The sequence below is a fragment of the Enterococcus sp. AZ095b genome, assembly GCF_051714725.1.
Classification (GTDB): Bacteria; Bacillota; Bacilli; order Lactobacillales; family Enterococcaceae; genus Enterococcus_B; species Enterococcus_B pernyi.
This window is the reverse complement of record NZ_JBIOSL010000001.1, coordinates 596,331-620,421: the sequence shown is the minus strand read 5'-3', so window position 1 is coordinate 620,421 and position 24,091 is coordinate 596,331. Positions and strand designations below refer to the sequence as shown.

19 protein-coding genes and 1 pseudogene are annotated in these 24,091 nt (G+C 37.4%); 3 read left to right on the top strand and 17 right to left on the bottom strand.

Annotation, left to right across the window (positions count from 1 at the left end; all coding sequences use genetic code 11):
• Nucleotides 1–175: 175 nt before the first annotated feature.
• From queG to IGJ99_RS02875, 5 genes are all read right to left on the bottom strand, one after another.
• Complete coding sequence (gene queG / locus IGJ99_RS02895) at nt 176–1,342, bottom strand: tRNA epoxyqueuosine(34) reductase QueG (RefSeq protein WP_153830461.1); 1,167 nt, start codon at nt 1,340–1,342, stop codon at nt 176–178.
• A 15-nt stretch (nt 1,343–1,357) separates the two neighbouring features.
• Nucleotides 1,358–2,104 (bottom strand): hypothetical protein, encoded by a 747-nt coding sequence (locus IGJ99_RS02890; protein ID WP_010736215.1) that lies wholly within the window; start codon nt 2,102–2,104, stop codon nt 1,358–1,360.
• Between the two features lie 273 nt (nt 2,105–2,377).
• Nucleotides 2,378–3,313: a metal ABC transporter substrate-binding protein gene (locus IGJ99_RS02885; protein ID WP_153830460.1), complete on the bottom strand. Its 936-nt coding sequence runs from the start codon at nt 3,311–3,313 to the stop codon at nt 2,378–2,380.
• 15 nt (nt 3,314–3,328) lie between these two features.
• On the bottom strand, nt 3,329–4,201 hold the full coding sequence (locus tag IGJ99_RS02880; protein WP_153830459.1) for a metal ABC transporter permease: 873 nt from the start codon (nt 4,199–4,201) through the stop codon (nt 3,329–3,331).
• Entirely contained in the window at nt 4,198–4,944 is a 747-nt protein-coding gene (locus IGJ99_RS02875) for a metal ABC transporter ATP-binding protein (protein WP_023519176.1), read from the bottom strand. Before IGJ99_RS02875 ends, IGJ99_RS02880 begins: the two co-directional genes overlap by 4 nt.
• A gap of 241 nt (nt 4,945–5,185) precedes the next feature.
• Between IGJ99_RS02875 and IGJ99_RS02870 the strand changes: the two genes are divergently transcribed.
• Entirely contained in the window at nt 5,186–6,556 is a 1,371-nt protein-coding gene (locus IGJ99_RS02870) for an amino acid permease (RefSeq protein ID WP_023519175.1), read from the top strand.
• A gap of 337 nt (nt 6,557–6,893) precedes the next feature.
• Here the strand turns inward: IGJ99_RS02870 and IGJ99_RS02865 are convergent, their stop codons facing one another.
• From IGJ99_RS02865 to IGJ99_RS02820, 10 genes and pseudogenes are all read right to left on the bottom strand, one after another.
• Complete coding sequence (locus tag IGJ99_RS02865; protein WP_077151558.1) at nt 6,894–8,252, bottom strand: HAMP domain-containing sensor histidine kinase; 1,359 nt, start codon at nt 8,250–8,252, stop codon at nt 6,894–6,896.
• Complete coding sequence (locus IGJ99_RS02860) at nt 8,249–8,905, bottom strand: response regulator transcription factor (RefSeq protein ID WP_019723143.1); 657 nt, start codon at nt 8,903–8,905, stop codon at nt 8,249–8,251. Before IGJ99_RS02860 ends, IGJ99_RS02865 begins: the two co-directional genes overlap by 4 nt.
• A 12-nt stretch (nt 8,906–8,917) precedes the next feature.
• Nucleotides 8,918–10,150: an ABC transporter permease gene (locus IGJ99_RS02855; RefSeq protein WP_137072016.1), complete on the bottom strand. Its 1,233-nt coding sequence runs from the start codon at nt 10,148–10,150 to the stop codon at nt 8,918–8,920.
• Nucleotides 10,151–10,156: 6 nt separating this feature from the next.
• Nucleotides 10,157–10,840, bottom strand: coding sequence for an ABC transporter ATP-binding protein (locus IGJ99_RS02850; RefSeq protein WP_137072014.1), 684 nt, complete (start codon nt 10,838–10,840; stop codon nt 10,157–10,159).
• Nucleotides 10,827–12,080, bottom strand: a complete 1,254-nt coding sequence (locus IGJ99_RS02845; RefSeq protein WP_178946657.1) for an efflux RND transporter periplasmic adaptor subunit — start codon at nt 12,078–12,080, stop codon at nt 10,827–10,829. Before IGJ99_RS02845 ends, IGJ99_RS02850 begins: the two co-directional genes overlap by 14 nt.
• 61 nt (nt 12,081–12,141) lie before the next feature.
• Nucleotides 12,142–12,372 carry a hypothetical protein gene (locus tag IGJ99_RS02840; protein ID WP_023519169.1) on the bottom strand — a complete coding sequence of 77 codons (231 nt, stop codon included), beginning with the start codon at nt 12,370–12,372 and terminating at the stop codon, nt 12,142–12,144.
• Nucleotides 12,373–12,757: 385 nt separating this feature from the next.
• The gene (tnpB, locus tag IGJ99_RS02835; protein WP_153830454.1) at nt 12,758–13,909 is read right to left on the bottom strand and encodes an IS200/IS605 family element RNA-guided endonuclease TnpB; all 1,152 of its coding nucleotides are present in this window, start codon (nt 13,907–13,909) and stop codon (nt 12,758–12,760) included.
• Between the two features lie 42 nt (nt 13,910–13,951).
• Nucleotides 13,952–14,278: pseudogene (locus IGJ99_RS02830) on the bottom strand (transposase).
• 140 nt (nt 14,279–14,418) lie between these two features.
• Complete coding sequence (locus IGJ99_RS02825; RefSeq protein ID WP_023519166.1) at nt 14,419–14,772, bottom strand: MmcQ/YjbR family DNA-binding protein; 354 nt, start codon at nt 14,770–14,772, stop codon at nt 14,419–14,421.
• Between the two features lie 130 nt (nt 14,773–14,902).
• Nucleotides 14,903–15,529 carry a pentapeptide repeat-containing protein gene (locus IGJ99_RS02820; protein ID WP_438747629.1) on the bottom strand — a complete coding sequence of 209 codons (627 nt, stop codon included), beginning with the start codon at nt 15,527–15,529 and terminating at the stop codon, nt 14,903–14,905.
• Between the two features lie 233 nt (nt 15,530–15,762).
• On the opposite strand from IGJ99_RS02820, the gene IGJ99_RS02815 reads away from it, so the two are divergent.
• On the top strand, nt 15,763–15,939 hold the full coding sequence (locus IGJ99_RS02815) for a hypothetical protein (RefSeq protein ID WP_019724362.1): 177 nt from the start codon (nt 15,763–15,765) through the stop codon (nt 15,937–15,939).
• Between the two features lie 125 nt (nt 15,940–16,064).
• On the opposite strand, the gene IGJ99_RS02810 is transcribed toward IGJ99_RS02815, so the two are convergent.
• Nucleotides 16,065–16,448, bottom strand: a complete 384-nt coding sequence (locus IGJ99_RS02810) for a DUF7006 family protein (protein ID WP_019724361.1) — start codon at nt 16,446–16,448, stop codon at nt 16,065–16,067.
• Between the two features lie 1,036 nt (nt 16,449–17,484).
• On the opposite strand from IGJ99_RS02810, the gene IGJ99_RS02805 reads away from it, so the two are divergent.
• Entirely contained in the window at nt 17,485–18,972 is a 1,488-nt protein-coding gene (locus tag IGJ99_RS02805; protein WP_438747627.1) for a helix-turn-helix domain-containing protein, read from the top strand.
• A 241-nt stretch (nt 18,973–19,213) separates the two neighbouring features.
• Here IGJ99_RS02805 and IGJ99_RS02800 read toward each other — a convergent pair whose 3' ends face one another.
• Nucleotides 19,214–24,085 carry a WxL domain-containing protein gene (locus IGJ99_RS02800; protein WP_438770562.1) on the bottom strand — a complete coding sequence of 1,624 codons (4,872 nt, stop codon included), beginning with the start codon at nt 24,083–24,085 and terminating at the stop codon, nt 19,214–19,216.
• Nucleotides 24,086–24,091: the final 6 nt, after the last annotated feature.

Here is a 24,091-nt window from a genome sequence, read left to right as displayed (position 1 = left end):
CACAGAAACTTTAAAAAAACTTACATTCTGTAATATTTAGAATAAATTTTTTTCAATTTATTGTATTTTTCTGCGAAATTCTTCTCATTTTCCCAAAAATTGATGCAATAAACACAAAAAAACCAGTAATTGTTACAACAATTACTGGGAAAAATGACGTATTCGAGTAAAAAAGTCATTTTTTAGGAGTTTTTTTCTTTTGTAACAATTGGATTGCTTGGTTCATTTCATGGATTGCTTCTTCGTCTGTTTCTTTTTCCAGTGCGCAACTTAATACTTCTTGCCATTTTTCAGGATCTTTGATTCCTAACTTACCGATTGCCCACGCTGCTGTCCCGCGAATCACTGGACGAACATCACTTAGACACTCTTCAATATGAGGCAAAGCGGCACGTTCTCCTAAATTGGCTAAGGCAATCAGCGCATTTCGTTGAAGAGGTTTCCTTCCACGCCATGAGCCAGCCAAATGACCGTATTGCTGTTTAAATTCTTTATTAGAGATCGTTAACATAGGCGTGAGTTTCGGATAGACTTCGTCTACTTTTGGTTCCATTTCTGGATGAAAGTGAAAATCTTTCCCTCTATTATAAGGACAAACCAACTGACAGATATCACAACCATAAATGACGTTGCTCATCTTCTTTCGATACTCCTCTGGCATCATGCCTTTTGTCTGCGTTTGATAAGACAAACAGCGTTTAGCATTCATTCGCCCATCACCTAAAAGTGCATCCGTTGGGCAAGCCGTCACACAACGCGTACATTCGCCACACCCAAAGACACCAGGAGTATCTGGTTCTAGGTCGATATTGGTCACAATCTCACCTAAATAGACAAACGAGCCAAATTCCTCTGTGATCAATAATCCGTTTCGACCGATAAACCCTAATCCAGCACGTTGCGCCACAGCTACGTCGATCAACTCACCTGTATCTACTTGCGGCGCCAAGCGCCATTCTTCTTCCTTTTGCCAATGTGTCGCTCGTGACTCAATAAATGAAATCAATTGTTGCAGACGATCCCGTAAGACATCATGATAATCGATGCCCCAAGAAGCACGAGCAAACTGTCCACGCTTTTCATCTCTAGGCATCTTTTCATGGATCTTTGTCGGATACGCTAAAGCAATTGCAATAATTGATTTCGGCCGATCAAACGTCATTTCCGGATATAAACGTTCATCGATATTAGGGTGTTCAAATCCAGAAGTATGTCCAGCAGCTTTTTGTTCTACCAACGATTCTTTCAAATGATCAAATGGCTCTGCTGTAGTAAACCCGATTTTATCAATCCCGATTCGCTTACTTTCTTGAATGATTTCTTCCTTTAATGTTAGTGCCATCATTACCACCCTCGATCAGACACGACTATATAATCCGTAATATAATCGTTCTTTTTTCAATTGAACGAATTGGATCTGTTGATCTGGGATTTTTCTTTCTTCCATCCAACGATTTCTAGCAGCAAATACTTCCCAGAAATTCACGGATACCCATTTTCGACGTTGGTCTAATGCATTGAAAAAGTTCAACGAAACAGGTTTTGTGTGGAGTAGTTCATGTAAACGTAGTTGTTCTCTTGCTGAGAACTCAGATAGATCCCGTGAATAAACAACATCTTCGTATAGATTTTTTTGTTGCCCATAAGTGAACGTTTGTGGAATTTCTCCTGGACGAGCAATTTCTACTAAACGATTATAATACGTATTCATTAGTTTGCTATTTGCAATAAATGCACTCTTGAAAAATGCGGATTGGATTTTTGGAATCACACCCTCTGTCCCTATCAAAGAAAACAACGCGGGCCATGCTTGAACCTTTAGTTCGTTCTTTTGTTTGACTAATACACCAGGAGTAAAACCGACGGATGAAAGAAAGACAAAGTAGCCAATGCCTGTTTCTTCATCTAATGGCTGAAAATCATCAAATAACCATTTTCCAGGGTATTCCTCTGTTTCCAATTCTTCTGGGCTTGCTATGAACGCTTTCGCCATTTCTGCTTCAAGAAATAGGAGATCTTGATCTTTCTCCTTATTTTCTAGTTGGTTGATTTTTTTTGTTATTTCTTTTGCAATCAATTGTTTGTCTTTGCTAGTAAAATTCATAGCTTCACCTTCCTTTCCTCTCTTTTAACTATAACGGAATTTCACTAAAATTGGTATCTTTAAAACAATAAACGAACGAATTTTTATTTGTATAAATTGCGGAAGCATTAGTCCTCACGTCTCCAAAACTGAGCAAACGGAAGGAATAGAAGGACTCTCTTCAAAAACAAAGCGCCATCCACAAAAATTTAAAGAACAATTTTCGTGGATGACGCCTTATTTATCGAGGCTACACACTTTTGCCTCTTTTTAGATTATTAAATCGATTAGTGATTATTTCTTTTCTTGAGATAGACCATCGTGGATCGTTTCGATGTTCCATTTCATCATTCCATAATAAGAATCACCAGTTTCTCCTTCTTTTGCAATGGAATCAGTGAATAGCTCATCATAGATTTCAAGGCCTGTTTCACTTGCGACACGTTCCATGCTTCTCGGATCAACACTTGTTTCCACAAATAAGACTGGAACATCCGAAGTACGAACTTGGCTGATGATCGACTGCATTTGTTCAGGTGTACCTTGGCTTTCTGTGTTGATTTCCCAAATATACCCTGCTGGTAGATCGTATGCTTGTGAGAAGTATCTAAAAGCTCCTTCACTTGTTACTAATAGTTTTTTATTGTCTGGGATCGATCCAAAACTCTCTTTCGCTTGTTTATCTAATTCTTTCAATTTTACGATATATGCATCTGCATTTTCTTCATATTGCGGAGCATGGTCTGGGTCTTTTTCGGCAAAGATGCGTGCGATTTCTTGTACATATTTGATTCCGTTTGAAAGATCCAACCACGCATGTGGATCTGCTTCTGTCTCTGATTCTCCACCGGTCAAATAAAGTGGTTCAACTTCTTTACTTACTGCAAAATAGTCTTCATCTTCTTTTTTATTTGCCGTATCCATCAAGTTTTCAAACCAAGCATCCCCTGTTTCCAAATTTAACCCATTGTATAAGATGACATCAGCATCACTTGCTTTTTTGATATCTTCTGGCAATACCTCGTATTCATGTGGGTCAGTTCCAACAGGGACGATACTATGCACATCGACATGTTCTTTTCCAACTTCTTTCGCCATGTCGGCGATGATCGAATTTGTTGCTACGACGGTCAGGTTTTCTTCTTTCTCTTCTGCTGCGGAACTGCCACAACCTGCAAAAATAAATAAGACAGCTCCCATTAACCATAAGATATTCAGTTTATTTTTCATGTACATACTCCATTTCTATTCGTTAGATTTTTTACGACTCGGCATTTTTTTCGTTTTGTTTCTTGAAAAAATAATCCCTTTAGTCGGTGAAAATAAAAAGGCCAACGTAAAGAATACTGCACTGGTCAACACGATGGTCGCCCCAGAAGGCCAATTATAACTATAACTATAAAACACACCGATGATCGCACTTAACACGCCGACTGTTGCCGAAATAAAAATCATTTTTGCCAATCGATCGGTCAATAGGTATGCAGTTGCTGCTGGTGTGATCAACATCGAGATGACCAAAATCGTTCCTACTGTCTGTAAACTCACAACGGCAACCAGTGTTAAGAAGAACATCAACAAATAGTGAACAAGTGTCGTATTCAACCCATAAGCTTTTGCCATCATCGGATCAAAAGAAGTGATTTTCAGTTCTTTATAAAAAATAAATACAAACAATAAGACGATCCCACTCACTATGGCAGTCATCAACATATCACTTTCTCTAACTGCTAAAACATTTCCAAATAAGATATGGTACAGATTAGTTGCACTTTGAGCAAAAGAAATCAAGATGACACCTAATGCAAAGAATGAACTAAAAACGATCCCAATAGCTGTATCATTTTTCAAACGGCTACGCTGTGTGACAAATCCGATTATGCCAGCTGTCAACATCCCAAATGCAGTGGCTCCTAGAATGTAACTAAAACCAAACATATACGAAATCGCGACTCCAGGCAGTACCGCGTGAGAAATCGCATCCCCCATCAAAGACATCCCTCTCAAAATAATAAAAGAGCCAATCACCCCTGAAGCCAATCCAACTAACATAGATGTAATCAATGCATATTGCAGAAATTGATAATCCATTAACCCCTCAATAAACGATTGAATCATTTTTCCATTACCCCTTTAACTAATTGCCCAATGATCTCCCCATAAGCCAACTGTAGATTTTCTGAAGTAAATACTTCGTCAACTGATCCAGCTGCAATCAATTCTTTATTCAATAAAATTACTTCATCAAAATAGGCTTCGACTTTGTGCAGATCATGATGGACGATCACAATAGTTTTCCCTTCATTTTTCAGTTCATCCAAAATAGCAAAGATTTTTCTTTCACTGACCGCATCGATCCCAACAAATGGTTCATCTAAAAAAATCCATTCTGCGCCTTGAGCCAAGGCTCTAGCAATAAATATCCGCTGTAATTGTCCTCCAGATAATTCACTGATTTGTCGATTTTCATAATCTGTCATGTCCACTTTCGCTAAGGCTTGTTTTGCTCGTTCCTTTTCTTTTTTCCCAGGACGTTGCCCCAAGCGCAAGGATGGATAGGTTCCTAACAAAACTACCCCTAATACATCGATCGGAAAAGAAAGATCCAGCTCACTACGCTGTTCGACATAGGCAATTTTTTTACGAATCGTTTTTATGGAGCGACCGTCGAAAGTGATTTCTCCGGAAATTTTAGGAACTAATTCTAATAAAGCTTTCATAAAAGTAGATTTCCCAGCGCCATTCGGTCCAATGATCCCTGTAAATTTTTGTGATTGGATAACTGTTGATACATGATTTAATACTGTCTTTCCTTGATAAGCAACCGTCAAATCTTTAACGGATATTTCATTTTTAGACACCTCTTACCACTCCTTTTCGGTGTACCTAACTTTTTATTCAAACTTAGTTTAACTAATATCAAAATCATTTACAAGTGTTATAGCTAATTTTTTTGATTTTTTAGATTTTTCTCGCAATTTTTGAAAATTTTCTGTAAAATCACAAACAAGAGCTATAAAGTAATGGTCGTTATTTTGTTTGCTAGTTATAGAATAAACTTATTTTTTACTTTATCACTCAACTTAAAAAAGGAGTTTTTGTATGGAAGAAGAAAAATTAACTCGTAGTCTCAGTGCACGTCATATTCAAATGATTGCGCTAGGAGGAACGATCGGTGTCGGTCTGTTCATGGGTGCTTCATCCACCATCCGTTGGACAGGACCTTCTGTAATGGTTGCATATGCTGTAGCAGGCTTCTTTTTGTACCTGATCATGCGTGCATTGGGCGAGATGTTGTATTTAGATCCTTCTACCGGTTCTTTCGCTAATTATGCAAGTGAATACATCCATCCCGTCGCAGGTTATTTGACGGCTTGGAGCAATATTTTTCAGTTTATCGTGGTCGGTATCAGTGAAGTCATTGCTGTAGGGGAATATATGAACTATTGGTGGCCAGACTTGCCCCAGATCATTCCAGGAATCGTTGTGATCCTTTTCTTGATGTTCGCCAACCTTGTTTCTGTCAAAGCATTCGGTGAATTAGAATTTTGGTTTTCTACTATTAAAGTAGTGACAATTATTTTGATGATCATCGCCGGTTTAGGCATCATTTTATTTGGATTCGGTAACCATGGAGAAGCAATCGGGATTTCAAACTTATGGAAAAATGGTGGTTTCTTTACTGGTGGCGTGAAAGGATTCTTTTTTGCTCTATCGATCGTCGTTGCCTCTTACCAAGGAATCGAGTTGATTGGGATGACTGCAGGTGAAGCGAAAGATCCCCAAAAAACGATTGTAGACGCTGTCCAATCAACGATCGGGCGGATCTTGATTTTTTATATTGGGGCGATCTTCATCATTGTCAGCATCTATCCTTGGAATCAATTGAGCGAACTAGGATCACCGTTTGTTCAAACTTTTTCTAAAATCGGGATCACGTTTGCTGCTGGTTTGATCAATTTTGTTGTCATCACTGCTGCTTTATCTGGTTGTAATTCCGGTATTTTCAGCGCCAGTCGCATGGTCTACACATTAGCCATCAACGGCAAAATGTCTAAAAAGTTTTTGAAACTTACACGTCATGGAGTGCCATTTTACCCAGTAGTAGCCATCTCATTTGGTATTTTGATTGGGTTGATTTTGAATTATTTGTTGCCCTTCGTCTACTCCCAATCACAGGATTTATTTGTTTTTGTCTATAGTTCCAGTATCTTACCAGGGATGGTACCTTGGATCGTTATTTTGATCAGTCAAATCAAATTCAGAAAAAAACATCCGATAGAAATGCTTGAACATCCATTTAAAATGCCCTTATCCCCATATACCAATTACCTGTCATTGGCCTTTTTGGCAGTGGTATTAGTCTTTATGTTCATCAATCCCGAAACAAGGATCTCATTGATGATTGGTTTGATTTTCTTGATCTATATGGCGGGTTACTATTTTGTACGCGAAAGAAAAATCAAGGAATAGTATAAGAAAGTATACAAAAAGAAGTCAGGACTGCGCGAACGTAGTCCTGACTTCTTTTAATCTATCACAACCTGATTGCACAACTGCTACTTACCAGGGACTAAATTTTCTACAAGAGTTTCTAGTACGTTGTGAGTTTTTTGATCATTTTGTTCTTACTATTTAGTGGTATGGTATAGTGTGGTTTTGTACATTCCAGTTGAGTGTGTAAAAATAAAAAATCAAAGTCCCTGGCAAATAGCAGTTGTGCAATTTGGCTATTAGCTTCGCTACCATCACAAAAATATCCAATAAATCTTGTGGCGACAGACCGTTTGTCCTTTAGGAATACCATCGATCAATTTAGGCTTCTTCCACTAAAAATGACAGAAAAGCACATCCTGGAATTAGCAGTTGACTTGAATGAATACTCCCAGCCATATTTTTCAAAAAGTTGTTGTACGATAAACAATCCTAAACCAGAACCTCCAGTATCTCGACTTCTGCTAAAATCTGGTCTATAAAAAGGTTGGAAAATCTTACTTAATTCCTCCTCCGTAAGTATCTGATTCACTTCATTTTCAATCACTAATTGTTTACCATCAAAAAACAGACTGATTTCTCCCTCATGCTTCGTATATTTGAAGGCATTACTTAGTAGATTATCTAAAATTTTATCAATATCATTTTTATTACCGATGATTTTCTCCCCTTTTAGATTAACGACTAGTTTTTTCTGTTCTGCTTCCGCAAGTATCCGGAAAGAAGTCAATTTATGTTCGATCATTTCTTTGATTGAGACTTCTTCATAGACCACATCATCTGAAGGCAAATTGTTTCTTGAGGCAAAGAGGATATTATTGATCATTTCTGTTTGTTCTTGCAAAATATTTTTGCAAACTTCTAAATATCGCTCTCTGTCTTTAAATTTTCCGACATTATAGATCATGCCATCAATCAACCCCATCAATGAAGCAACAGGTGTTTTCAATTCATGAGAAGCGATTTGCATAAACTCTGACTTTGCTTGTTCCAATTCTTTCGTTTTAGCTACTTCAAGCTCTAACACTTCAATTGTTTGGATCAAAGAAACATATAGATGGTTGATATCTTGCGCTAAAAGTGAGATTTCATCCGTACCTTTGACATCACAACGAATATCCGCATCTAATTCGATCATTTTTTCTGTTACTTTGGATATCTCTTTGATTTTTTTTGTCGAATAAATACTATAGTAGTAAGCGCCGATGCCCCCAATGATTAGTGAGACAATGATGATAAATGGATATAAATGAAGTAACACTTGACTTGCTTCTGCGACTGGTTGCATCGAGTATATGCCAAATAAATAATAAGTGTTACCTTGTTTGTCAGTAATCTCTTGAAAAATTCTCTTTTCATCAGATAGAAGACTGATGCCTGAATAGTCAAGATTCCCGTCAAAGAAAGGACCAAGAACTAGGCCATTATTATCCAACAGCATGATATCAAGATTTTGTTCTCTTTCAAGCCAGTATTGATCAACAGCGTTTTGCATGGTAGCTAAATCTTTGTGCTCTATACTCTTTGCCACTTGATTGAATTCCTTGTTTATTTCGTTCAGCTTCATTCGTTCATAGTAGACTGGCATCGTAAAATATAAGACAATCAATGAAAGAATCGAAACTAGAAAAATGATGATTCCAGAAAATAGAAAATTTTTCAGCATGATACTCATGGGGTGTCCTCAAGCTGGTAGCCTCTATTTTTGATCGTTTTTATTGATAAAAGTGGCATTTTCTTTCGGATATTTTTTATATGATTATCTAATATTCGATTTTCCAAATGATATTCATACGACCAAACTTGATACACTAATTGTTCTCGCGTGATGATTTTCCCTTTGTTTCTTATTAGAATCACTAAAATATCGTACTCTTTTCTTGTTAAATGGATTTCTTCCTCTTGGTATTTTACAAGACCACCATCGAGATCAATGGCGTACTCCCCGATAGTGATGTGGGGATTTCCTTGATTCATCCGAAACACATTTTCGATCCGTTTGATCAAAATAAGTGGGGAAAAAGGTTTGACGACATAGTCACTGATCAAATGGGAAAAACTGAGCAACTGCGTATATTCATCATCCAAGGCAGTTAGCATGATGATCGGCACATCCGACGTTTCCCGAATTTTCTTTAAAACATCCGTCCCCCTTATCCCAGGCAACATAATGTCCAATAGGATCAAGTCAAATGTTTCTTCAGCAAAAACTTCCAATGCTTGTTCGCCACTCCTTACTGAATAAACTTCATATTTACGCTCTTTTAAAAATTCCGTCACGATTTGATTGATCATATATTCATCTTCAACCACTAAAATTCTTTCCATATCACTCTCTCCTTATTCAAAGCGTAATGCCTCAATAGGGTTTAATTTGGATGCTTTCATCGCTGGTAATAAGCCAAATATCACACCCATTAGGGAACAAAAAACTAAGCTAACGATAATAGACAGTACAGACACAATATAAGGATAATCAAGCGACTGTGTGATAACATAGCCACTTAGTAAGCCTATAAGTATCCCCAGTATCCCACCAATCAATGTCAAGACTACCGCTTCTACTAAAAATTGTTTTAAAATAATTTTTCTTCTTGCGCCGAGTGCTTTCTTTATCCCGATTTCTTTCGTTCTTTCCGTGACAGAGACTAACATGATATTCATCACACCGATCCCCCCTACTAATAACGAGATACTTGCTATACCGGACAAGAGAATAAAACTTGACTGGTTCATTCGTTCCAATTCTCTGGCAAAGTCTTTCAGATTCATTACCCCATATTCATAATCGGATGGTGGGATCTGTTGATTAAGAATCTCTGCTGCTTTTTCTGCAGCGCCTTGTAATTGATCGGTATTATTTGTTTGGATCGTGACAAGTGGCACAATATCTAACTCATCAGATAGTTTATGTGCTTGCTGTAAAGGAACATAAGCTCTTTTCTCAAAGCTAAATAGATTACTACTATTGGGATCTAACTGAAATACACCTTGAACTTTGAATGGCACGCCATTCACTTCGACAAACTGTCCGATCCCTTCTTCATTGGGAAATAATTCGTCATACAAGGAATCTTCCAGAAAAATGGCTTGTTGTTGCTCCTTGAAGGCTTGAGAAGCAAAACCTTCCCCTTTGATGAAGTTTAATTGCTCCAAATCCTCAACAGAAGAAGTGACAGCAGAAACTTTGGCGTCAGCCCCTTTTGCTTTCCTATAGATTTTCCCATCTTTTTGATATGACAAGCCACTTGCTAAGACCTCTGGTATCTCATTAATTTTATTTAATACATCTTCACGTAAAAACGGAAGGTATAACGGTTTTTTTTCTTCCTTTTCTGATAGGCCTCCCCCAAATAGGTTTCCACTTTGGAATGAACTTTTTTTATCGTATTGGATGTTCATCGTATTATTGTTACCACCAATCATTTCTCGTTTCATTTTTTCGGTATTTCCACCGATGATGCTGAAAATCGAAATAATGGCAGCAATCCCAATAATGACACCTAACATAGTCAACACTGAACGCATCTTATGAGCAAAAATCGATTGTAAGGCAAATCTGATTTCTTCCATTCTTGATCACCTCACTTTATTTTGTTCATCACTGATTATTTGACCATCTCGTAAAGTGATCGTGCGCTGACATAACGCTGCAATTTCTGGCTCATGGGTAATTAGAATAATTGTTTTTCCTGCTTGGTGGAATTCCTTAAAAAGGTCCATGATTTGGCTACTGGTTTTTGTATCAAGTGCCCCTGTCGGCTCATCCCCTAAAACAAAACTAGGGTTAGTCACTAAAGCTCTCGCAATTGCGACACGTTGCTTTTGTCCTCCTGATAATTCCATTGGTTTGAAGTCACTTCGATCCTCTAACCCTACGAGTTGCAACATATCCAAGGCACGCTTACGCCGCTCTTTTTTATTGACTTTTTTATACGTTAATGGCATTTCCACATTTTGCGAAACAGTTAATTTTGGCATGAGATTGAAATTCTGGAAAACAAAGCCGATTTTTGCGTTACGAAAATCGGCTAATGAATTGTCCGCTAACGTTTTGACATTCGTTCCTTCAACGATGTAATCCCCTGATGTAGCTGTATCCAGACAACCAATGATATTCATCAACGTCGACTTTCCTGACCCCGATGGCCCCATGATTGCGACCAGTTCTCCTTCATTGATTTGCAAAGAGATATCTTTAAGGACTTTTAGTTCTTTCCCGCCTTGCCAATATGACTTCTGAATGTTGTTAAGCGTCAACACTTGCACCAACCTCCATTCCCTCGACCATTCCTGTTTGAGGCAAAGCAAGTTGATCTTCAACAGTCAATCCTTCGACTATTTCTGCGAGTTCATTATCCATCGGATTTACCTTGACTTCATGCTCTTTTATCCGATCATTTTCTACTTTCCATACATAATATTTTCCATCTTTTTCCATGAGGTATCTTTGGTTGATGATTACTTTTCCTGACACAAAATCTTTCGGTAAAACATTGACATACACATTGGAACCAATCAGTGGCATTTCTTCTTTTGGATCAATCTTAACTTTGTAAGGAAACTTAGATAAATTTGGATTCTCTTCTTTTTGATCGTCTTGTTTTGCATCACTTGTTAAATTTGCCACCTGCACAATGGTTCCTTGCCAAGTATTCTCTTGGTCTTTACGATCCATAATTTCTACTCGCTGATCGACAGCAACTTTTTCACGATCAAATTCAGTGACTTGGCCATCCACGTACAAGTTCGAATCATCAAGGATCTCCATAAAGTTTTCTTCTTTTTGACGTTCTTTTGATTGATTGACTAAGTCACGATTCAATGATTTGATTCTTCCTGAGTTATCGGCTGTCACTGTGTCTTCATTCAGCCGTTCTTTTTCGTTTTCGTGAAGTAGTTGGGCTTTTCGCAAGTCTGTTTCTATATTCTTCACTTCATTGTCACCAGCAATAGCTTCTGCATGTAGACTGGTGATTTCTCCTTCTAATGCTTTGATCGTACTTTGTAACTCTTCGGATTTTTCCTTCGCATAATCTTGTCTTGCTTTTCCAAGCTCTGCTACTTTTTGGTTATGTGCTGTCCATTTTTGATTTGCAGTCACTCGTGCTTGTTCTACTGCTCTCACTTTGATTTCTACGTCCATTTCAGCTTCCACAACTTTTCTCTGTTGATCCGTTTGGTATGTAAACAAAGGTTGCCCTTTTTCTACGACATCGCCTTCATTTACCAGAATATCTTTCACTGTTCCTCGTTCTGGATCAATTTTGATTTTGTTGCTATTATTTGGCATGACTTTTCCTGCTAAAATCAAATTCGCCGCTTTCACCTCATCAATGAGGGATTTGACAGACCGTGCTTCAATATTTGTTCCTGCATTTTCTTCTTTTGTTTTCCCACTAGAAACAACTATACTGATTGCACCAACTACTAGTAAAACAGTGATGACTGCTACTAAATAATACCATTTTCGGTTGAATTTTTTTATTTTTTTAGGCTTCATGTACCTACTCCTTCATTCAGATCAGTCATTAGAAAAGCGCTTATATAATTCTATCCAAAGCTCATTCCTCTTCTTTTTCCGAGACTTCTTCCTCAAACTCTTGAACAACCATTCCATTATCTAAAACTTTTTCTGTTCCTTCTTTCCCATCCACGGTTATTTTTCGTTCACTTTTTACTTTTGGCATATCTGATTCACTTGTATCTTTGGTCTCTGAACTGCATGCTGCTAAAAGACCGATAGAACATACTAATACCAGATAACCTTTATACTTTGTTCCTTCTTTCATCATAAAAAACCATCCTCTTCTATTTGTTTTAGTTATGTTTCTCTTGTTATATTTACTATCATACATAACAGACCTATTCTCTTTCTAAAGCTAATCTGTTTTTTGTGTAATTTTTTTGGTAATTTTTTTTGAACAAAAAGATAGCGCTTAAATTTCACACAAAAAAAAAACAACCCAAGTGATCGTTGGATTGTTTTGATGAAAGTGAAATCTTCCACTATTATTTTTAGCACTCATTCGGTGAACTACTCACCACTTTGCTAAACCTAACGGTTCTTAACACTTGAAGTGGGAGCTTCTTGGGAATAGAGCATACCTGTAAGTGTATTTCTTTACTCACAGCGGTTTCTCTTGTTTACCAAGCGATCTCCGTAGTTCCTACGGTTCTTTATGTTATCTCAGTCAGCGATTTTATGCGTAGTCCTTCGGTCAGAATATTGATACTAGCATTGATATCTCGATCATGATGCGCGTGACAAAGAGGGCACGTCCATTCTCGAATTTCGAGGGATTTCTTGCCGTCTTTCTGTCCACATTTCGAACAGATTTGACTAGATGGAAACCACTGATCCACCTTGATCATTTTCCGACCGTACCAGTCAGCTTTGTACTGTAGTTTTTTCACAAAGCTAGACCAAGACACATCAGAAATGCTTTTTGCTAATTTATGGTTACGCAACATACCTTTGGTATTCAAGTCTTCAATACAGATAATATCGTGATTTTTGATCATTTCTGTACTCAATTGATTTAGAAAATCATTCCGTTGGTTCATTACTTTTTCGTGTAATCGAGCGACTAACCGTTTTTGTTTTTGATAATTCTTCGCTTCAAACAGATTGAACCCTCTCTGTTTAGCTAATAACGCACGTCTTGACAATTTAGGTTGTTCATGTTTAAGTTTCTTTGCCATTTTTGAGGTAAATTTATTGTTATCAATCTTTTGAACAGTTGAAAAAATGGCAAAATCAGTGATCCCAAGGTCAATCCCAATAGCGGAATTCGTTTGAGGTAGTTCGCTAATTTCTTCTTTACACAACAACGAAATATAGTATTTACCACTTGAATGACGCGAAATGGTCGCTGATTTGATCATTCCTTTCGGTCTTCTATGAAGCTTGATTTTAATTAATGACTTCAATTTAGGAACTTTGACGAATTTATGATCAATCAAACTAACTGTTCCATTTTGATTGTTGGTGGTGTAACTTTGAACTGGATTTTTTTTGCTTTTGAAACGAGGAAATCCAACGGATTTATCACGAAAGAAGTTCTTGTACGCCTTGTCTAGATTGAGTTGTGCATTCGCTAAAGCAAGGCTATCTACTTCTTTCAAAAACGGAAATTCTTCCTTGTATTTAGCGGGTGTTGGAAAATTCATTTTTTTAGAAGGATCATTTTTTACTTCTTGATAGGCTTTTTTTCGGTCATCAAGCATTAGATTGTAGACCTTACGGACACAACCAAAAGATTTGGCAAAGAAAATTTCTTGTTCTTCTGTTGGATAAATTCTAAATTTATATGCTTTCAGTCGTTCCATCAGCTTCATCTACTCCTTGTGATTGTTTCCTTGGCTTTGACTCTATTTCTTGATGTCACTAATAGATACGTCACCAGTAGTCAAAAATTTTTAGACGAAACCATTTCTTTTCAAAGAAACTGTTTGATTCGTGGGAAATCACGTTGATAAGCAGTGATGAATATTGTCAGTTCTGTTTTAGATGGGTTTTGCACATGATCTTTCTCATGATGCCACTCAACTAAAGGGATAAGATTCTGCCATTCGTACAAAAGTAGTTTTAGCAAATTCAGATCATTCAGCGTCAATCACTTGTCTACGGTATTTAGTTACCAACACAAGGTGAGAATAGAGGAGAAATTCTGAATGGTGATTCGTGTCGAATGCCATTGTTCTATCCACTCATTTCTCCTATAGATTGATAATAACGTCGAACATAATAACCTGTCGGGTTTCGAGTTGCCAACGGCAATCCTCATACCGAACGACATTCATCACCCACCTAGAGAGGATGGGCGACTTCTGCCTAATTACGTTAAATCATAACTCTCTTTCAGTATATAAAAGAGTTGCTTTTCTGTGACTGCACCATTCAAAGCTACACTGATCCAATGTTGTTTATTCATATAATAAGCAGGATAATAGCCTTTACTCTTTTTCAGGATGGAGATGATCTCTGGATCTGCTTTGACATTGACGAGGGGGACTTGACCTTCGCCTTCTATGCCTAATTTGTCTTTTTCAACAGATACGATCAAACCAAACCATTTACCTGTCGATTGATGTCGAAACACGATATAATCTGGAAATTTTCCAAAAGGATGATCCATTTGGACGGCTTCCAAGGTAGTAGCAAAATCGACAAGTTTTTCTGTCAAATCCATTGGTAAGTTCTCCTTTCTGCCAATAAACTAAATTAAGTGGTCATGAAATAATTCAACTATGCTCTAGGTTGATTCTAGGATGTATTCGATCAGATTGACTAATTTCTTAACATTGTTCGTTCTGTTTTATCTATTCAATAACCAACCCCAATCCTGCCGCGATAATGATTGCTTGTTCTTGATTAACGATCAGTCCACGAAGTAATTCCATAGATAGATTGATTTGAGAAAATGTATTTGTTGTAAAGTCTAAACCTTTCAGTGGCGTATTGACCCAATTAGAGCCTGAAAGGTCATTGTTTTCTACTACTAGATCTTTCCAATTGCTATCGAAAAAATCAGTATTTTTTAATTGATTGTCGCTAAATCTGACGAACTTCATATTCGTGTAGCTAAAAGAAGAGAGATTTGCTACGCACTCTTCGAAAACACAATCACGCAAGAAGCTATCTGAGAAATTGGTTCCGGTCAATTTGCATTGCTTGAAATGCACACGATGAAAGCTTGCGCCAAACCATTCTAAATTTGAGAAATCACACTTCTCAAAAATGACATCGCTACATTCAAACCGCTCTAAACGAGATTTTTGCATCGCTAATTTTTTGATATGGCTACTCTTCAACACGATATTGCGAGAACTAAGATAACTTTGATCTTCCCCTTCAGAAAAAATACCTAAAAAGATTGTTTCATCCTCTAAATAAAAGTTTCCCTCAACTAATTCGGGCAGCTCTGGAGAAGCAATTTTCTTTGCCATACATTCAGCTCCTTTCTCTCTATTTGTTTTACTTCCCTTATCATAACAGAATAAAGATAAGATAACGTGATTTATCTCATATAGATAAACTTGCTTTTACTCATATCTTATTGCAAGCTAATCGGCTTTATCCCCTGTCGATATTTGACAATGAAACAGCTTTCACCGTACACTATAAGTAACTAGTATTTTATTGTTTAAATAGGATATGTATCTTTCAGGAGGCTTTTATTTTGACTAATTATCATTCCAAACCATTCACATTCCTACGCTTGGCATTATACACCCTTTGCAGTTTAAATCTATACTACCAATTCATCACAAATTCGATCTTTACTTGGGCGCTTTATTTGCTTGCAATGGGATTTGTTGCTTATGACGTTTTTGATATGATCAAGACACGGAAATAATCTATTAATTTTTATATGTATATGAGGTCGGGATAGAGATAACTTCTCTTGTCCCGACCTTTGTTTTTTTACCTGCGACTAGTTCGTTGAATTTTTTCTACCTTAATGAGAGCAATCAAGCTTCCTCAAGATTCACTAAGATAAATCAACTGCCATGGTACTGAGTGATTCATGTCAAGACCTGTTAGTTCTCTGTAAAAACATTTTTTATCTTTGGCGATCATTGAAATGATTTCTGATTCTGTCATCCCTAATTCTTCACATAAACTTTTGTTTGTACTTTTGATCAATTCTAATAGGATCTGTAGCTGTGCATCAATATCTAATAATATTGCTAATTTCAGAAAAAGAGTGGCATCTGTTTGCTGATAAGTCATTAGGAATTTTGTTCGTAAATCAAGATAAAATTCAAACATTTCTGGATGTTTACTGATAAAAGAATGATTGATTACTCTCTGATCATAATAGGCCAAGTATTCTTCAGGCGTTTCAATTCTTTTCGTTTCCATTCGCTCCCTCCTTAAAACATTAAAAACCACATTAATGTTTCTTTTAAGATTTATTTGTCAGATTCACTAAATTTAATTACGCTTACATTTTGATACTTCACTCAAGAAAATAATTACAAAAAAATATATCTTTCTTCACAGATTATTTTTATATTTACTCATTAATGAAAGTAACAGATTCTATATTTGATGTGTTTCATAATAACATTTAATGCAGAGAACATCTTACTAGATCCAAATCAGTTTTTCCCATTACTTAAAATTGTTTATGTGAGACTACCTTAAGAACAAGCCTCTTTCGTCGCAATAATTAACAAACAAATTGAACTAATAACACTCCTAATTTCTAACTTCTTCATGCAATTTTACAGTATTCAAATAATACTTCAATTGAATAATTTCATAGTTTTCTGAAATTTATAAATTGTTATCATTAAGTTATTTTAATATAGTTATTAGGTAATATTAATTATCAATCTGAAAGCGATTTGTTTTTTAACCTTACGCTAGTGCAAAAGTGGATTGCTAAAAAAAAATAGAAAGGACGAATATCCGGTAATTAATGGTATTAGTAGCTCGTTTATCTACTGAACACTTTGAACCACTATCAAAAACTGATCATAGAAGTAAAACCAACTCATTTGATACTGATTAAAATAACCATGTAAAATCGAACGCTCTAATAAGCAAATAAAAAACGTTAACTTTTCACTCAAAAGATAACATAAGTTACTTTTAATTTATATGAATGTCCACTACTCAATTTGAACATTACTCTCATATTCAACATATAAGAAACTTAGATCTAATGAGCTCCTAACTAAATGAATACTATGATAAAAGCAATTCTCCTTTACTCTTTTATTAAAAATATACATCTGAAAATATTCTAGCTTTTTTTGAATTTCTATCTCACTTGTTAACAAATAAGAAATTGGAAAATTCCAAAAATATATCTTTAACTTTCGCAATGGATGCAAGCCTATGCTCTATTTTCTATTCCCTAGAAAGATTTAGATAGGAGGTAAAAGTTCTATTGAAAAATTTTCAATTAAATTTTATAACAGATAAAGTAAAATTACGTTGGTTCCAAATCTTGAAAGAGTTAGAGTCTACTGGAATCTGTACGACAGCCCAACTGATTGGCATGACAAACAGTACAGCCAGGACATTAGTCAACGACATCAATTATTTGAGAGAATATTTCGAGAACGTCGCGGATATTCAATCCTCGAAACAAGGTTATTCTTTAAACATCCATTCTTCAGAAACCTACCTAGAAAAAAAAAGAGCGATTCTCGAAGATGAACCACTCTTTATTATTCTTGAACAAATTTTTTTCAACGAACTTCAGTCTATTTATGATTGGGCAGATTACTTTCATATCTCTGAGAGCACGATGATCACGTACGTTAAAAAAATTGCAGATCAAGTAAAAGAATTCAATATCACCCTTGAGCTAAATCCCGTCAATTTGATCGGATCAGAAGCCAATATTCGAAATTTTTATTTTGCTTTCTATTACGAATCAGATATTACACCCCACACGGTTTTTCCATCAATTGCGACGCAAGAAGTAGTGATTAAAATTGTTAACCTATTGGAGCGTCCTAATCAAAAAGTTTCTTCATTTGGTTATTTTAGTTATTTATTATACCTCTCTATTGAACGGATATTATGTGGTTGTATGGTGGAACTCGACCCTGAATTAAAAGATATTGTCCTTAATGATCCAGAGTTTCACCGACTTTCACCTGCATATTCGATTGTGAAGGATTATTTTAATATTGACCTAACACAAGAAGAAGCCATTTTTATTTTTAGTTCTGTTTTATGCCGTAGAGGTATCGAAAATCCGAAACAGGAAAAATATTTTTGTGAAAGGTATAATCGATGGCCACTAATAATAGCGCTTACAAGTAGCTATTATCAAATGATCAAGAGAAATACGCACACACAAGCACACGAGTTAATCTTATTAGAATCTTTTTTCACGTCCATCAAGCTACGTAGTCTATTGTCTAAAAGCGGAAATAAAAATATCCAAGATACAAATGAGTATGCCAAAACCTTGTTTAGCAATGAATATAAAAAAAATCGAGCTTTTTTAGAAAAAAATCCCTCCTTCCATCATTTGTTCTCTGATGATCATTTGGATGATATCTGTGCTAGTTTAACGATATTCACTGAGTCAATCAAAGAAAAATATTGGAAAAACCCTACGAATATCGCATTTATTTTTGAAGGAAATGAGTATATCAGTCAACATCTCGAAGCCTTAGTTCGAAAATATTTAGGGGGATTTCAAAATATCTACTTTCTTCGTCCAAATGAGCTATGCGCCTCTTATATTGAAAATCATGAGATCAATCTCTTAGTCACGAATTACAATGAATACTTGACATTTTCTTCGTTAGGTCTTGAATGTCTTTTATTAAAAACAGTACCTGATGCCTCAGATTGGAAAAAATTACTAAATAAAATTGATCCTCAATTATTACAAAAATTTAGAACGCAACATTAGTAAAACTTACAGTTATTCATTTTTTCTACTGCATAATGTAGTGATCCAAACAAGTAAATACAACTCCACCGATTCGGAGTAGATGGTCTTCGGACGACTCTTTCAGTGAATTTATACTTATAATCATCACTTGCTACATCTTACATCTAAAAAAGGAATTCAATTGACCTTAATGTACCGATCAATTGAATTCCTTTTTATTTTTTTCATTTCCAGTCAATTTTAATCACCACTGACTGGTTCATTCTATTCGATTTTTAGGAGTGGCTTGAAACGAGTAATTGATGTGCGTCGTATAGTTTGTTGCTTTTGCATTTGCTGTATTCGGCACATTTAGAAAGATACTGCTCTCTTTATTCGAATCATCCCCAAAATTATAAAACCATGTCTGCTTCTCTATGAATAGATTTGCATCGATCAATTGAATACTATTATTATTAGGAATCAAGATCCCACTCGTGCGGATGATACCTAAATTATCTTCATTGCCGATTTCTCCAGTGCTTGAAATGGCTTGTCCATTTTTCCAACTAAGTTGGGCACCTTTCAATTCACCTGTTTTTTGATTAGAAAATTGTTCTTCTTGTTTGATGAACAAACTCCAGCCACTTATTTCTGATACCGGTCGCTCATCTGTCACCTGAACAAAATTCGGTCTGGAAGTTCCTTGCGCCGTACCGCCTACCTGACTCGGTAATGCATGGTACGTTTGTGTTTTAGTCGTAAGCGGTTGGGTCCCAAAGTCCCAATTACTTGCTTGATCGATCGTTAGCTCTCCATCGACCATACCACCGACAATCAATGTGGTAGCAGGAACAAACGTTGCATCCCGAAATGCTAATGGCGTTTTCGGATTGATGTTTCCTACGTGATTATTCGTCTCTGGTGGATTCATGACACCAGCTTCACTAGCAGAACCTTGGTGATCTCTTAAGAAGACTTGGATGACATCATCTACTGCTAAATTTAACTTCTCAACAGCAATCCTGATATCCCCTTTATCATCTATGGTAATGAGTGTAGGATCGATTGTTTCTCCATTATGAGTCGCCGTAACCTCTACCTCAGGATCGTCGGAATGACCTGAAATAACCCGCGCATTTGCCGGAACTAAATGATTGGAGAAAGTCGCAGGTGAAGGTGGTATGATAGGAAATACGGTGACATCTTCCACTTCATACACATTTTGAAAATCGCCTTCCATTTCACCTGCTAAAACCTCAACATCTGTTATACGTACAAGATCGCCTGCTTGTAAATATTCGTCAAGTTCGATTTCAAAAACGCCGCCTTGTGGCTCTTCATCATAGATACTAATACCTGGTTTTTCCGCTGTGTGACCATGTGTCAAGGTTTCGTATGTCTGAATCACTGCCCCATCTCTTTCGATTTCCACAGTTACCTTCACTTCATCTTGCCACGCGGGGCGGCTGTCATGGAGACCAACTGGCATACGGATCAACCCGTGGATTTTTTTATCCGCATTTGTCGGTACTCTCAATTCATTCACGATTGCCCAACGTGCATTGTTTGAGCTGAGTCGAGAATAAGAAGTCAAGCCCGCTGAGCCAAATGCTTCAAAATCGAAACGTTCTGCTGGTTCCATTGAAGTGAGCGTAGAAAAGTTAGTGCCAGAGAATGTATAATCCATATTGTTCGAGTGAAGATACGGATCGGCATCTAAGTCTGTACCATCTTTCCAAACAGCAAAATCACTTGCAGTAGCAGTTAAAGTGGAGCTCGCAATATTACTAAAAATATTCCCGCCACCTACACGATTATTCCGATAGTCCATAAATAGCGGATTATCGAAATTCACAGTAGTTGAACGACCACGAAAAATACCTGCATTTGCGCTTGCCGTACGACCGGAAGCTTCAAAATAACCTAAATTACTCACTCTGATCTCACCATTTCCACCGGCTGTATTTCCACCGGCTACTGTCGCATCACTCATATCCAATGCGGGACCATCATTCGCATAGATTCTTACTTCTGAACCCGGATCATTGACAGAAAACCCATTATTTGATCCAGCAGTATAATGGATTCCTTGGTTTCCACCACCTGTATTCCCATTATGAGCAATACCAGTCCCCTCATTGACTACTAACAATCGCCCCGCATTACTAACAGTCACTTGATTATTACTGCCCCACATCCGGATTGCTGGCGCCATTTGCGCCGCCCCCCCTGCGTTACCTTTTCTCTTAGTCACGGTCATATCCCCACCATTGATATTAAATTGATAGCCACCGTGCGTCGTTCCTGTATTATTTGGACCGGAACGTAAGAATCTTAAAGTAGCATTCGCATTATTTGCTTCAAGTTGTCCAGAAGGACCTGAATCTAACTTTAATGTCGCCTTGCTATTTACATTGAACTGTCCATTGATGCCTTGCAAGACTAATGCAGAGGATGAGTTCGCCCAAAGTGTGATATTTGCTGAATCGGATGCTCCTACAATTGGCTCACGCCCAATTTTTTCTGTTTCTTCTTCGCCTAACTTCACAGTGGATACACCATTTACAGTTGTTGCGATATAGTTACTTTTCGCATTGATACTTGTCTCTTTATTCTCTGCGAGGAGTTTGACATAATCACCATTCAACTGTATCGCTGTCGCTGCTTGCGTTTCCGCAGTTAACTTTCCGCCTTGATTAAGTGATAAAACAGCATTCGCACCGTCTAAGCGAATCCCTCTCTTCGTACCCGAGCGGACCAATACATCCACGCTAGCTCCTCGAGTAATTTCCATAGTAGGAGCATTTCCTTTTAAATAGATACTATTATTCGTTATGACGGTGTCAGCAGAATTAGTACTTGGAACTGCGACAGATAGTTGTGATTGGTTGTCAACAACCATTTTTGCTTGATTTCCTTGAAGAGAGACATTAGCAATTGCTCCGCCTTCATTTTCTACACTCATATTACTTTGGTTATCTAGGGTAAATAAACTAGTTTCACCCGTCAGAAGAACAGCTCCACCGGTACTTGTTGATTTCGTTGTCAAGTCACTTCTATCTAAATGGACAGATGGCTCAGCCCCAGATAGTTCCACTGCTCTTCCTGTCACGGTCTGTATGTCAGCCTTAGAATCTGCAAATGTAATACCCGCTTTCTTTCCTTGTAAATATATGCCATTGCCTGTTCCACTGTTGACTGTCAGATTCAGTTGAGCATTTTCTGAAAGAGTCGCTTTTGACTCTTCCCCGTAAAGTCCAATCAAACTATTCGCACCTGCGGTAGATACTAACGCACCTTGCACGTCTAGCGTTGCACCATTTTGCATACGTAACGTAGAATTTTTACCTAATGTGGTGGTGCCGAGTTGATTGATATCCTCGGTTCGGTTCCCTGTATTTGTAATAGCAACAGCACTATTATCAACAGTTAACATCGCTTCTTGATTCAACAATCGAATACCTGCCCCGGTTGTCGCAGTCATCTTCAAATCACTGTCATTAATCGTCATTGTCGGCGTTATACCAGTCATTGTCAGCCGATTGCCTGTACTAGAGTTGATTGTTACATTACTTGCGTCACTTACTTCAAAAGTTGCATCGTTTCCAGACATGACTAGACTATTTCCTGTAGTCGATTGGATTACTGCCGTTGATTTAGCTATGTTGAATGCGCCATTTGCACCTGTAAGGTTGATGGAATGCGCTGTATTCGATTGACTTTGCCATTGACTACCTGATGCCACATCGATTGTTGGGTTTTCCCCTGTCATGATAATTGCCTGTCCACCTGTAGTTGTCGCATTTAACCTTCCATTTTCCAGCTCAATGCTCGATTGATTCCCTGTCATCGAGAGCGCATTCCTACTTGTAGCGTCTGTCGAAGTAGATGCTGCACCATCCGCTTGTATTTGTAAGTTACCGTTGTTTTTCACAGAAACTGTCGCATTGCTTCCCGTAAAATAGACGGAATTTTGCAAAGCGGTTGTTCCACTGTTCGTAATAAACAGTTCTGCTCCATCTGCGACGGTCAGTTTTGCATTCGTACTCGTAAATGCCAACGCAGAATTTTGAGTATTCCCTAGCTTCACGACTGCCTGATTTTCTACGATAAATTCTTTTGTCGTAAAAAGCGCGCCTGGTAGATTGATCCTATTATCTATGGTTAACCCACCGCCAGTTATTCGTACCACTGCGCTTGAGATATCAGCTACTCTAAAATAATTGATCGATGAGCTGTCTCTTGAAACATCTTCCATTTGAAGGGTCCAATTTTCACCAGACGATTGCCCGATAACAAAGGGATTGGTATCTGTTTTATTAAGAAAAGTATTTTCAATTCTTAAAGTTTTGCTCTCAGTAGTCGTCAATAAACGCACTTGTCCGGTGCCGATATTCAAAGTATTCATTTGCCCATTGATTTTTAGTGAACGATCAATGTCCAAGTTTTCTGGACTGATAACTGAGCCTATATCGATCGAACGTTCCAAATTGATGATAGAAACCTCTGGATTGGCGAGTGCACTTAAAAATTCTGCACGAGTCGAAACCGGTACCGTTGCTCCTTGAATTTCTTCGTCCTGTTTCTCTTCCGAGCGATTTCTTTCTTCCTTTGGTTCGTCGTTTTCTGACTTTTCTTCTCCTGAAGAATGGTTCGGCTCAGCCTTCGTGATTTCTACTTTAACAGTTGCCACTTCTCCTACAGTTACTGAATAGGTTCCTACTTCTGCAAACATCACAGGTACGGTAAATTCCTTTTTCGGAGTTTCTGATGATAAGAGCCACTGGTCGAACGTTTCATCATAACTGCTACTCATCCCTGATGACAATTCATCTTCAATGATCTCAGCAGTTGACGGAAGTTTGATTGCCACGTTATCCACTTCTTCTGTACTTATAAACGAAAGGGCAGTTACCGTCTTTTCAGTTCCCTTTATTACCGCTTGCTCCAAAGAAAAAGCGGGTGCCAGTGACTGGGTATCCTTCACTTCAGCTGATTCTGTTGATTGACTATTACTGTTCGGCGTGTTTATAGGTTGACTCCCTTGATCGATTGTCTCCGCAACAGCGAGGAAAGGTATACCCAAAGTATATAGTGCAAAGATTGAAATACTTATTTTAGTCATCATTTTACATACTTTTTGACGCATTGGTCC

Coding starts and splice junctions, on each gene's coding strand:
- queG (WP_153830461.1), bottom strand. CDS start 1,342: ATGGCACTAACATTAAAGGAAGAAATCATTCAAGAAAGTAAGCGAATC.
- IGJ99_RS02890 (WP_010736215.1), bottom strand. CDS start 2,104: ATGAATTTTACTAGCAAAGACAAACAATTGATTGCAAAAGAAATAACA.
- IGJ99_RS02885 (WP_153830460.1), bottom strand. CDS start 3,313: ATGAAAAATAAACTGAATATCTTATGGTTAATGGGAGCTGTCTTATTT.
- IGJ99_RS02880 (WP_153830459.1), bottom strand. CDS start 4,201: ATGATTCAATCGTTTATTGAGGGGTTAATGGATTATCAATTTCTGCAA.
- IGJ99_RS02870 (WP_023519175.1), top strand. CDS start 5,186: ATGGAAGAAGAAAAATTAACTCGTAGTCTCAGTGCACGTCATATTCAA.
- IGJ99_RS02865 (WP_077151558.1), bottom strand. CDS start 8,252: ATGAGTATCATGCTGAAAAATTTTCTATTTTCTGGAATCATCATTTTT.
- IGJ99_RS02860 (WP_019723143.1), bottom strand. CDS start 8,905: ATGGAAAGAATTTTAGTGGTTGAAGATGAATATATGATCAATCAAATC.
- IGJ99_RS02855 (WP_137072016.1), bottom strand. CDS start 10,150: ATGGAAGAAATCAGATTTGCCTTACAATCGATTTTTGCTCATAAGATG.
- IGJ99_RS02845 (WP_178946657.1), bottom strand. CDS start 12,080: ATGAAGCCTAAAAAAATAAAAAAATTCAACCGAAAATGGTATTATTTA.
- IGJ99_RS02840 (WP_023519169.1), bottom strand. CDS start 12,372: ATGATGAAAGAAGGAACAAAGTATAAAGGTTATCTGGTATTAGTATGT.
- tnpB (WP_153830454.1), bottom strand. CDS start 13,909: ATGGAACGACTGAAAGCATATAAATTTAGAATTTATCCAACAGAAGAA.
- IGJ99_RS02825 (WP_023519166.1), bottom strand. CDS start 14,772: ATGGATTTGACAGAAAAACTTGTCGATTTTGCTACTACCTTGGAAGCC.
- IGJ99_RS02820 (WP_438747629.1), bottom strand. CDS start 15,529: ATGGCAAAGAAAATTGCTTCTCCAGAGCTGCCCGAATTAGTTGAGGGA.
- IGJ99_RS02810 (WP_019724361.1), bottom strand. CDS start 16,448: ATGGAAACGAAAAGAATTGAAACGCCTGAAGAATACTTGGCCTATTAT.
- IGJ99_RS02800 (WP_438770562.1), bottom strand. CDS start 24,085: ATGCGTCAAAAAGTATGTAAAATGATGACTAAAATAAGTATTTCAATC.